Consider the following 10,129-nt stretch of genomic DNA (forward strand, 5'->3'; position numbering starts at 1 on the left):
TTAACGTTTCTTTGTTCTGTGAAAAAATTACTGAGTCTACCGCCAGAATTACATGCCTTATTTCTGTCCGTCTGCGAGCCCAGGTCCTCTTTTTGAGCCTTCTTCTCCAGAGGTATTGTTTTGCCTCTCCCATCCCTTTATGAGCCAGTAATATACCATGGATCCGGCAGCCTGTAGCGCACCGCCAATTAGGAGGGTAGAGGGCAGATAAACGTCCATCAAGTATCCGGACAGACCTGAGGTGCTCTGAGAGGCTCTTGTTGCAACCGATTGAATACTGGAAGCGGTTCCGTAATCCTCGTTTCCTATTCCCCTGACACTAATAGCGCTTCTCATCGGTGTTCCTAATCCCGCCACAGCGCTCCTAAGCGCATAAACTGATAGGGCAACCATAGCCAGCGGAGAAAAGGCAATTGCGACCAGGAGCACCCCCTGAAACAGCCTTGTTGTTGCAGAAACCGAGATAGCACTTATTTTTGTGGTGTTAAGATACCTTCCGGACAGAAATGATCCTAACGCGGTTGCTGCATAAGCTATGGTGAAAATATAGCCTACGTATGAAGTTGAAATGCCGAACCTGATTTCAAACCAGAGAGGAAGTAGAGGAATAGCAATCCCGATCCCGGCACCATTTACTGCATTGGCCAATATTATCCTAAGAAGGTAGGAAAAGCTCTTCCTTTTCATTACTTTGCTGGTCTTTCTCGGCCTACGCCTTTCTTTCAGGAAGAGTAGCGCGATAAGCGAAATAAGGATTAGGACAGACGAGACTCCGAACAGAAGACGGAAGGTGTTTATCGATCCCAAAAATGGCGTCAAGTAACCGTGCGAAATCAGCAATAACCCGCCCACAATGGAAGAGAGAGAAGCTACTACAGTCATGTTGGCAAGCTTTGTAACTCTATTTACTTCATTTGGCCAGTTGCTGGCAATGAATGCCGTTGACCCAGGAGAAAAGGCACCTCTCATTCCACCCGCTGTCCCGGTTATCCCTGCCATCATTGCTGAAGCCGCAATGACGTAGACATTTGTCGAAATGGTTAACCCAGCCAGGCCAAAAAGTGGCAAGATCTCGCCAAAGATAAGTATCCGGCTATACCCGAGCCTGTCTCCGAGAAAACCCAGCCAGAGAGAAAACAACATGTTGAAAAGCACGATGAGAACATAGATCAGGCCAATGAAAACGAGGCTATATCCCAGTGTATTAAGATAAAGCGAGAAAGCAAGCGTTACAAAAACCAGAGACATACTTCTGGCTGATCTCGAAATGAGAAGGAACCTGAAGGACGAGTCTATCTTTTCTTGGGAGTCGCTGAACAATAGAAACAGGTATCTTGAGGTCAAATATTTCTCTTTGGTTTCCCGCTGTCTCACTGTGTTCGGCTCCGCTTTCCGATCACGTTCTGCTTATACGGAACTCAAGGGTGGTGGGAAAATCGGATGTTCGCGCTTGGCACCACCCATATTCAAAGATGGGCATAACAACTAAATTCCAGAAAAAACCGTTATTCGGAACACAGAAATAAAAATGGCGCTTATCTCGGCTCACTTCAGGATTTGCTAAAGGTATTCGGTCCCCTTGATCGCAATCCGCAACATTCAGTGAATCAGAAGTATTTGACGATTTGCTGGCATTGGGTTTAGACGATGCGCGAAGCCAGACGAAGTTACTTGTATTATTATTGGGTATTTTTATGAGTCACAAAAATAGTTAAAATGAAACGTTAAAGATCGCTGCACGCTTTTGCTCCAAATTTACACTCGATCTGCCAGTTCTCACGCTAAGGTTTCTTTTTGAGGATTACCCCCACTATGCCAACTATGAAACCGATGACCGCCATTGCACCGCCTGGAAGCAAGATCAGGGCATACACGATTTCCTGTGAAAAATCTGTGATATAGGCAATCAGTATGGAGGGAGTAGAAGACGCGAAAACAACGAAATAATATGAACCGTTGAGGCCTTGGTAGGTTAGTATTTGGTGAGATGCCGCTGAGGTAGATGTATTGGATTTCACTGCAATGGAGCTTAATGTTGTAGGTGAAACCGATGAAAGATCGGCCGCTTTGACAAGCCCATAATTGGTGCTGGCCGAGGTAGTTACGGTGAGCAGACCGCCAGATGAAACGTTTATCTCACCGCTGTCCCATTCTCCTGTTGTTACAATATTTACGGTTCCATTTGTATGAGTAAGAGAAAATGTTCCGGCCAAGGATACACCAACAAGAACAATGCCGACAACAAATATTGCAAGCCCTATCAGAGCTATCTTTTTACGCATTCAAAACCAGTCCTTTGTTATAGATGATATAGCATACATCTAATGCTATTTAATAATACTTCTGCTGATCGCGAATAATTTCCGGAAATTGAAAATAGCACATGTTCAATCCCCAAAAAATATTCAAACGATTGGTTATATATATCAAAAACATCTAAAATTCATGACAAAAGCCGAGAATCACGAGAAGCCCCTCAAGTATCCCAGAACCGCCATACGGAAAGTAACAGATGTGTATAATGACAGGATATCTATTGTTGATGATTATAGGTGGCTCGAAAATTCTTTAGATCCTGAAGTAAGGCGGTGGGTCGATAATCAGAACAGATTAACGCAGAACTACATGATCTCTATCCCTGCTAGGGAAAGAATACGCGATCGCCTGAAGTACTTATACTCTAAAGCCCCCTCCTCATATTATTCGGGGATCTTCAGGGGAAAATATCTCTTTTTCACCAAGCGTGACTCCACCAAACAGCAGCCATCCCTCGTCAGATTTGAGTATAATGGTGAAATTGGACCGGAGGTGGTTGTTTTCGATCCAAATGAGTTTGACAGAACGGGATCCACTTCTATTGATTTCTTTATTCCCTCAAGGGATGGCAAAAGTCTGGCAATCTGTCTTTCTGAGGGAGGCAGTGAGGACGGATCATTACATTTCTTCAATGCAGAAACTGGAGAGAAGTTACAGGATGTCCTTCCGAGGGTAAATTTTCCAACTGCAGGAGGAAGTGCAGAGTGGAATTCAGATTCAAGCGGAATCTATTACACACGGTATCCATCCAGGGATCAGCGGCCAGAAGATGATATGCACTTCTACCAGCAGGTTTATTTTCACAAGATAGGAACAGGATCAGGGGATGATATCCATGTAATTGGAAAGGATTTCCCCAGGATAGCGGAAATTAGACTCACGTCACCGGATACTGGAAGTGGCCTTCTCGCAACGGTGGCTAATGGTGATGGTGGAGATTTCTCGCATTTCTACATGCGGCCAGATGGAAGCTGGGTGAAGCTCACGGATTTCGACGACGGAGTAAAGAGTGCGCTTTTTTCCCCAGACGGTAAGGAAATATTCTTCCTTTCCAGGAAAGGCGCTCCTCGGGGAAAAATAATCAGGATGCCAGCTGATTCGCTTGATATTCAAAGCGCTATTGCCTGCGTGGAGGCAAGAGAAGGGTCGATAGAATATTTCGTTATCTCTGATAGCCGGATTTTTGTGACCGAGGTAGTCGGGGGGCCATCGAAACTCTTCTCCTATGACCGGCACGACGGGTCATTTATCACGGAGATTTTTCCCTCTACTGATGCAATATCGTCCATAGATGAAATGACGAATGCCGGGAAAGAAACCGTGTTGATCCGCAGCGAGAGCTTTCTTTCCCCGCCATCATGGTACTGGATAGATTCATCCCTTGAAATCAGACGCACCAAGATCAGCGGAGTTTCACCGATAGATACCTCCCCATACGAAGTGAAGAGGGAATTTGTAGTTTCAAAGGACGACACAAGAATACCCGTCAATATAATAATGAGGAGGGGGACTGAGAGAGACGGGAATAACACTGTTATCCTGTACGGTTACGGAGGGTACGGTGTCAACCTCAAACCTGCATTTCAGGTTCATGTTCTTGCCTGGATCGATCAGGGAGGCATTTATGCAATTGCCAACCTGAGGGGTGGAGGGGAATACGGTGAGGAATGGCACAAGGCGGGAATGATGTTAAAGAAACAGACAGTATTTGATGACTTTATTTCATGTGCCGAATATCTGATCAGGAGTGGCTATACCAGTCAGGATAAACTGGCGATCGAGGGAGGAAGCAATGGAGGGTTGCTTATGGGTGCTGCCCTCACGCAGAGACCCGATCTTTTCCGTGCTGTAGTTTCCCATGTTGGAATATATGACATGATCAGGGTGGAATCCCAAGACAACGGTGCTTTCAACATTACGGAATTCGGGACAGTGAGGGACCAAGATCAGTTCAATGCTCTATATGCTTATTCTCCATATCACAGGGTTGTTGACGGAAAACGATACCCTGCCGTGCTCCTTCTTTCAGGGGAAAATGACGGAAGGGTAGATCCATCGCATTCCCGGAAGATGGCAGCAATACTACAGCGCGCTTCAAGTTCCGGGCAACCAGTACTTCTCAGAATGGATAAGTCTGGTCATGGTTTCGGCACCCCTCTCGATCAACGGATTGATCAGGATAGCGACGTATACTCATTCCTTCAGTACGAGCTTGGGATATGTCGGTGAATGCCATCCATAATAGATACGCAAAGACTATTTTGGGAATCGGTGGAAACATTTCAAATCTCGTAGTATATACTTGATGCCATCATAGTCAGGGTCTACAAAGTGCGTTACTTGTTTTCAGTGGGATTAAAGACGCTCTATTTCGATTAATCTGTTATTAAAATTTCAATCCCTATTCGAAATGAGGTTTTTGCCGATGTTTAGATCTCCGAAATCGCAAGTAATGCTGAAAAAACCAAACCCCTTGAGTCAAGCCAAAGAGAATCAATTTTCGCCTAGATTTGGTACACTTCAGAAGCCAGTCTATGCGGTGCAGGGTCGTTCTTTTGTTAATAAAAGGTTTCAGTATAAACTCCCCATGTGGCATGTGGTGCATAGTCAGTGACAAGCAATTGGTAGTACACAACTTAGACGCGGGGGATCCAAAAAGTGATCAGAACGCCTCGGAAAAGTATCTAAACTAGAGTCACATGATTACGCATGTCATTACTCGGTCCAGTTGTGGGAAGGGGTATAGCACGGACTTTCAGATCCATCAAGGACAAAAAATTCCCTCTTATCGCTGGTCACAAACTTCAGTATTCTTGTAACCTTAAATGCAAGATGTGCCCATTCTGGAGAAGGGAAGACGAGGTCCTTCTCACAGTAGAAGATGAGATAAGGATGATGGAATCGCTCAAGCGCGCAGGGGTTTCGTTTATTGGGTTTGAGGGCGGAGAGCCTCTTCTGCGGAGAGATATTGGCGAAATTCTGTACCAGGCAAAGAAGAGATTCCACACTTCAATGGTAACAAACGGATGGCTTCTTAAAGCAAAGCTTCCAGAGATTAAGGACAGCATCAATTACCTTTTTGTGTCTCTTGACGGCATCGGAGAACTTCACGATAAGCTTAGAGGCATGGAAGGTTCATACAGGAGGGCTATTGAGGGAATAGAGGCAGCCAGCAGGTACGTGCCTGTGTCGATAAGTTCCACCATAACAAGAGACAATATGCACCAGGCTGAAGACATGGTGAAACTGGCCTCAAAACTTGGCATCACAGTAAATTTCCAGATCGCGTTTGATTATTCAACCGCTGAAGCAATGTCCCCGGAAAAGATTCAGCTCCGTGACACTGTCAGTAGGCTTGAAACACTTAAGAAAGAAGGATCACCAATAGTGAATTCGGTAGCATATTTCAGAGCCATTCTTGATTCTTGGTATGGTTCTGATCCCTGGAGGTGCAAACCGTGGCTCACCATAAACATAGACCCGCTCGGTAATGTGGTTCAGCCGTGTTACGTCCTTAATGAATACAGCGGCACCACCAAGGTCTGGGATATGGACATCCTCAAAGTGTGGAATACCTATGACTGGGCACCATACGAATCCTGCAACAAATGTGCACTTGCCTGTTATCTCGAACCGTCCCTGTTCTCCTGGAGAAATCCAACCATGGTTAAGGAAAGGATACTCGACTCCGTTGTTGCACTGGTGAAAGGACAGATGGCTTGGTAATGAGACCGGGAAAAATCTGGAACAACCCGCTGAAAGTATGTATCCTCCTGATCTGAATAAAAATAATTTGTCATCGAAACTTCTGTGGTAAAAGATAAATAGCATTTTGAATTTTTATTTCATGCACGCTCAGATAGTGCTAACCGCTGATAACGGAACTTTTTCTGATTATGGTGGGACGTCCGCACTCGGATATGTCTCGTGCATGCCAGCCAGGCTTGTACCGAGGATCTTGATGAAGAAAATATTCGCCCCTCCCCTGGTTACCAACAGGAGCGGAGAAGCTTTTAAAGCCACCTATCCTCTGCGGAAGATTGAAGCGTCTCTGCACAGTGCGGGAATGAACGATGTTGTTGTCACATCCCCGGAAAAACTGGAAAAGGTCATAGGCCCGGAGACCAGGGTTCTGGGAATATCCGTCCATGATCCATATGGACTTAGCCCTGTGAGCACCAAGCTTACAATGATATTTGGTGGAGGCCAGAGCTGGACCGCTAGATTTTTCGATGATCTGTCGAAGAAGATTTCAGCATTGAAAAAGAGATACAATTTTACCGTATTCGTTGGAGGTCCCGCCGCATGGCAGATAGCGATGAAGAGACCTGAGTGGGTTGATGTTCTGTACAACGGCGAAGCAGAGGTTGATCTTCCTCTACTGGTAAAAAATGCAGTGGAAGGGAATCCAGTTCCAAAGGTGGTATTTGGCAGGAACTCTCCAGTGGAAGCCATACCGAGTATCATTAAACCGACGCGCTTTGGTGAAGTCCAGGTGACTAGAGGTTGCCCCCGCGGTTGCCAGTTCTGCACCATTACGCCAGAAACGTTCAGGTCAATTCCAGTAAGCCAGATCCTCGAGGAAGTCAGGGTTAACGTGGAAAATGGGCAGACAAGCATAAATCTGCTCACAGATGACATTATGCTTTATGGCGGCAGGAAACTTTCCACAAACCATGAAGCCATTGTGAATCTCTTCACTGCGGTTAAGAGAGCTGGTGCAGAGCAGATATACTTCCCGCACGTCTCATCACCTGCAGCACTGGAGAGCCCGAAGACGGTAATGGCCATTGGTGAAATTGCCGAATATGACAAGTATAGGGGCGAGACACCAGTTGTGGGACTTGAATCAGGGAGCGAGCGTATCATATCCAAGTACATGAATGCAAAGCCGTATCCGTGGAAACCTGCTGATTGGAAGAAGGTTATACTTGATTCCACCCCAATATTGAATGACGCCGGAATAACACCATGCTACACTATGACGGTCGGATTTGAGGACGAAACGAACGAAGACGTGGAAAAGAGTATAGACCTGGTGGAGGCCATGATAGACAGCCATTTCCGGTCATGGATTTTCCCACTTGCGGTTATTCCCATGACACCCTCCCACATCGGTGGCGGAGAGTTCCCTAACATTGAAAGATTGCCGTCAAAGTACTGGGATCTCCTTTATACCGCCTGGAAATACGATCTTTATATTTCCAGGCAGATGATGCCCATAATGTCCACAAAAATGGGTAATCCGGTATCGCGTAACATAGTGAACCTAATGACCGACAAGATATTCGCACACATAGATAGCATATTCAGGAAGCTTTCAGAAACTCATGGTATGAAGGCCCATGATTATTCGGAGATCAACCTCGACAACCTATACGGCGTCCTGAGGAGCATGTTCTGGATCGGCAAGGTATCTGTGTTCGGATCAGGATCGGCGAGTTCCAGAACGGTGTAACTAAATGGTAAATCACCGGCAACAGTGATCCATGGGGTTATTGTGCTAAATTGCCTGCTTGGATGGGAAAACCTGGTGCAATATCGCCTTGTGATCCGGGTTTCGCAAGGTGAACTTCCGCATAACCAGGATTAGGATCTGCTATAATCATTAGAGAAACTAGAGTTTTCTTGCAAAGGAATTTCTAACACTCAATGTATTTATCCCAAGAATCATATAAGTGAATAATGTCCAGAAGACTCTCAGGAAAAGTGGTATCTGACATTGGTCTTGGAACGTGGGGAATGGGCGGAAAGACATCACCAGATCCGAGAAATGACAAGAAAGACATTGCAGCCATCAGGTATGCACTGCAGATGGGGATAAATGTTATCGACACTGCTGAGATGTATGCGGGCGGCCACACAGAGGAAATCGTTGCCAAAGCTATTTCGGGATTCGACAGGGAAAAACTGTTCATAATATCTAAGGCATGGCATAATCACCTTAGGCATGATGATCTTATAATGGCTGCAAGACAGAGCATAAGACGTCTCGGGACACCATATCTGGATCTTTACCTGATACACTGGCCAAATCCTTCAGTGCCAATCAGGGAATCAATTGGTGCCATGGAGGAACTCTTATCACAGGGTCTGGTAAGGAATATAGGTGTCAGCAACTTCAGCGTAGAACAACTCCAGGAAGCCATTGATTCTGCCAGGTCTGTACAAATCTCGGCCAACCAGATCGAGTACAGCTACGGTAAAAGGGAACCGGAAAGAGATATCATACCATTCTGCGAGAAGAATAAGGTTGATGTAATCGCGTACACACCGATTTTCAAAGGTAAGCTTTCGTCCTTTGACAGGTTAAAGCGGGTTGCTTCAAAATACGGTTCCACGCCGGTACAGATAGCTCTCAGGTATGTGATGGAACGGAGCTTTCCAATCCCGAAGTCATCAAATAAGGATCACATAGCTGAACTTATTGGGTCCAGCAGTATCAATCTTGCCAAGGATGACTATTTGGAACTCTCGTCAGCATAACATATCTAATCCAGAATTCCATCATTACATTTTTATTGCGCTTTCTTTTTGAGTCATCGTAAAGGTCCATATACTGGGCATCCGCTGGCGAAATACAGGTACATGGTTCGCCAATTTTCCTGCATGGGTTACTCAGATCATGCTGTAAAATGGCTTATCGCTCAAGTCGATTGGGACGTACGAAAGGGTTATATATCGACCCACTATAAAGGAAATTACGCACAAATCGTGCGCTGCAATATGAAATAAGACCAACTGACAAGGCATTCTGGTGAGCAAGGTCTGATGACCATAATGATCCAGAAATTTCCAAGGTTGGGAAACATGGAGTTGTGAGATTCCAACCTCACTTCTGACACGTGAAAAGGTGCAAACTGTGGCTCGCCAATTTCCATTTTAAAAATCGCTCTGACAGGAATTAACTCCGGTTGATCCTGCCGGCGGCCACTGCTATCAGGTTTCGACTAAGCCATGCGAGTTCAAGGGTAGCAATACCCTGGCGTACCGCTCAGTAACACGCGGATAATCTGCCCCCAGGTGAGGTATAACCTCGGGAAACTGAGGATAATTCCTCATAGTTATCATATGCTGGAATGCTTTGATGATGAAAGCCTTTACGCCTGAGGATGAGTCTGCGGCCTATCAGGTCGTATGTGATGTAAAGGACCACATAGCCTAGGACGGGTACGGGCCCTGAAAGGGGGAGCCCGGAGATGGACTCTGAGACATTAGTCCAGGCCCTACGGGGCGCAGCAGGCGCGAAAACTGTGCAATGCGCGAAAGCGCGACACGGGAAACCTGAGTGCCTTGACATTGTCAAGGCTTTTCTTAAGCCTAAAAAGCTTAAGGAATAAGAGCTGGGCAAGACGGGTGCCAGCCGCCGCGGTAACACCCGCAGCTCGAGTGGTGGTCACTTTTATTGAGCCTAAAGCGTTTGTAGCCGGTTTTGCAAATCTTCAGATAAATTCCTCTGCTCAACAGATGATCTTCTGAAGAGACTGCGAGACTTGGGACCGGGTGAGGTTGAAGGTACTTCTGGGGTAGGGGCAAAATCCTGTAATCCTGGAAGGACGACCGGTGGCGAAGGCGTTCAACTAGAACGGATCCGACGGTGAGGAACGAGGGCTAGGGTAGCAAACCGGATTAGATACCCGGGTAGTCCTAGCTGTAAACACTGCCCACTTGGTGTTGCCCCTCCGATGAGGGGAGGCAGTGCCGGAGCGAAGGTGTTAAGTGGGCCGCTTGGGGAGTATGGTCGCAAGGCTGAAACTTAAAGGAATTGGCGGGGGAGCACCGCAACGGGAGGAGCGTGCGGTTTAATTGGATT

At 46.3% G+C, this 10,129-nt stretch carries 6 protein-coding genes and 1 rRNA gene; 5 read left to right on the top strand and 2 right to left on the bottom strand.

What is annotated here, in order from left to right:
* Nucleotides 1-57: 57 nt before the first annotated feature.
* Together QW597_07095 and QW597_07100 are read right to left on the bottom strand one after the other, a co-directional pair.
* Nucleotides 58-1,374 carry an MFS transporter gene (locus QW597_07095; protein MEM0156345.1) on the bottom strand — a complete coding sequence of 439 codons (1,317 nt, stop codon included), beginning with the start codon at nucleotides 1,372-1,374 and terminating at the stop codon, nucleotides 58-60.
* A 407-nt stretch (nucleotides 1,375-1,781) separates the two neighbouring features.
* A complete protein-coding gene (locus tag QW597_07100) occupies nucleotides 1,782-2,282 on the bottom strand; it encodes a hypothetical protein (GenBank protein ID MEM0156346.1) in 501 nt (166 codons plus the stop codon).
* A 163-nt stretch (nucleotides 2,283-2,445) separates the two neighbouring features.
* Here QW597_07100 and QW597_07105 point away from each other — a divergent pair, with 163 nt between their 5' ends.
* The 5 genes from QW597_07105 to QW597_07125 all read left to right on the top strand — a co-directional run.
* On the top strand, nucleotides 2,446-4,545 hold the full coding sequence (locus tag QW597_07105; GenBank protein MEM0156347.1) for a prolyl oligopeptidase family serine peptidase: 2,100 nt from the start codon (nucleotides 2,446-2,448) through the stop codon (nucleotides 4,543-4,545).
* Nucleotides 4,546-5,025: 480 nt separating this feature from the next.
* A complete protein-coding gene (locus tag QW597_07110; protein MEM0156348.1) occupies nucleotides 5,026-6,042 on the top strand; it encodes a PTO1314 family radical SAM protein in 1,017 nt (338 codons plus the stop codon).
* Between the two features lie 121 nt (nucleotides 6,043-6,163).
* The gene (locus tag QW597_07115; protein MEM0156349.1) at nucleotides 6,164-7,774 is read left to right on the top strand and encodes a radical SAM protein; all 1,611 of its coding nucleotides are present in this window, start codon (nucleotides 6,164-6,166) and stop codon (nucleotides 7,772-7,774) included.
* A 227-nt stretch (nucleotides 7,775-8,001) separates the two neighbouring features.
* Complete coding sequence (locus tag QW597_07120; GenBank protein ID MEM0156350.1) at nucleotides 8,002-8,802, top strand: aldo/keto reductase; 801 nt, start codon at nucleotides 8,002-8,004, stop codon at nucleotides 8,800-8,802.
* 421 nt (nucleotides 8,803-9,223) lie between these two features.
* Nucleotides 9,224-10,129 (top strand): 16S ribosomal RNA (locus QW597_07125); the annotation flags it as partial.

This window comes from Thermoplasmataceae archaeon, from assembly GCA_038729425.1.
Lineage (GTDB): Archaea > Thermoplasmatota > Thermoplasmata > Thermoplasmatales > Thermoplasmataceae > B-DKE.